Source organism: Streptomyces sp. NPDC055099 (genome assembly GCF_053607685.1).
Genome location: NZ_JBSGUA010000073.1, coordinates 1 through 1,539 on the forward strand (window position 1 = coordinate 1; position 1,539 = coordinate 1,539).

1 protein-coding gene and 1 pseudogene are annotated in these 1,539 nt (G+C 69.1%); one reads left to right on the forward strand and one right to left on the reverse strand.

Features of this window, described 5'->3' with window-relative positions; genetic code table 11:
• Positions 1-127: 127 nt before the first annotated feature.
• Positions 128-517, reverse strand: coding sequence for a MobC domain-containing protein (locus ACWFRU_RS42385; RefSeq protein ID WP_376247569.1), 390 nt, complete (start codon positions 515-517; stop codon positions 128-130).
• A gap of 704 nt (positions 518-1,221) precedes the next feature.
• Here ACWFRU_RS42385 and ACWFRU_RS42390 point away from each other — a divergent pair.
• Positions 1,222-1,539 (forward strand): annotated as a pseudogene (locus ACWFRU_RS42390) (hypothetical protein); the annotation flags it as partial.

Sequence of the window (1,539 nt, forward strand, 5' to 3'; positions counted from 1 at the left end):
ACCTGGAGCGGGGTGCCGGTGACGTTCCCGGCGACGATCCGGGGGTTGATGTGCTCGTCGCGGCGGCCGGGCCCGAAGTCGTAGATCAGCGCCCCAACGGCCTTGCGCCCCTTGGTGATGTTGGCGATCACTCGGGGTCCGTGGGCCGCATCGGCTCGATGCCCCTCACCGCCAGGGCGGCGTTGCCGACCTCGAACAGGGCCGCCTCGACGGCAGCGTGGAGCTGTCCGTCCTGGTGGGTGTAGCGCACAAGCTGGTTGAGGTTCGCGCCGATCCGGCACAACTCGTCGTACGCGTCCTGGTTGATCGGGGGCAGCGGGGCCGGCCCTTTCTCCGCGCCGGGGACGTCGCCCTCGGTCCGGTCCGCGAGGACGTCCTCGACCACGGCCCGCACCCACGCGCCCATCTCCCGGCGGCCGGACTCACCACGGGCCGACTCCCAGCGCTCCCGCTCCTCGTCGGACAGCCGCACCGACACCGTGTGACCGCGCTTCGACCCCGGCGTCCCGCGTGCCATCTCTTCCCCTCCGACCGTGACCAGTCGCCAATTGGCGACCGACCCACAGTCGTACCAGCCGATCCCCGGCCGGAGCCCCCACACCTATGCATCACGACCCAACGGCCAGACAAACCGGCACAGATCGCACACCGAGGCATTCCTGAATCTGTCGGTCTTGTGCCGCGCTACGACGAACGCCGCGCGGGGCGGCAGAGAGCCACGCACAGGGGGTTGCGCGGGGTGCGGCACAGGCTGTTGCTCAGGGGGTTGCGGTCGTCCGGGGACTCACCACTCACCACCGCACGTCAGACCGGGGATTCGGTCTGGTGAGGTGCCGGACTTCCCCTGTCCTGGCCCTCGGCTGATGTGGGCGCCGGGAGACATGACGGGGAACCGGGCGCGCCGCTGCGCTCAGCCGGAGCCGGTCGACCAGGTGCTGGCCGACGCGAGGTGATCGGGATGTACGGGGCTCCGTACTCCCACGTGGGGGCGGATGACGTCATGAACCGATGCTGCCCAGCGACCCTGCCTCGACCCCGGCCGCCACCGCCGCGTACGTCACCGACCCGGGCTGTACGTCACCGGGATGACGTACCGACAGACGGCACACGCCATTCGTCAAGATGTGTTGACGCATGCGACACGTCGTAAACGACTCTTGACACCCGGAGAGCGTGTCAAGGATTCTGTACGCCAGGCATTCGACGTCAAGGGGTCTTTACATGGGTTGGCAGACGGATCAGTTCGGCAGCGGCCACGAGGGGTACCCCGTGGCGGTGATGGGCGACGGCACCGAGCCCGCCCCCATCAACGGCAACAGCGCCTGGTGGCTCTACAACGGCCAAGCGGGGCGGCCCCGGGCTATTGCCGTACGGGCAGGGTGCGAATGTGGCTGGCGCTCCTCCGAGATGTTCCCGATCGACTGGGAGGACCAGGACGAGACGAACGGCTTCGAGCATGGCGACGACGCCCCGTACCCGTACGGCGCTTGGTCCCGGGAACACATCGCCCCGCTCTTGGGGACGACCGTCCCCGATGAC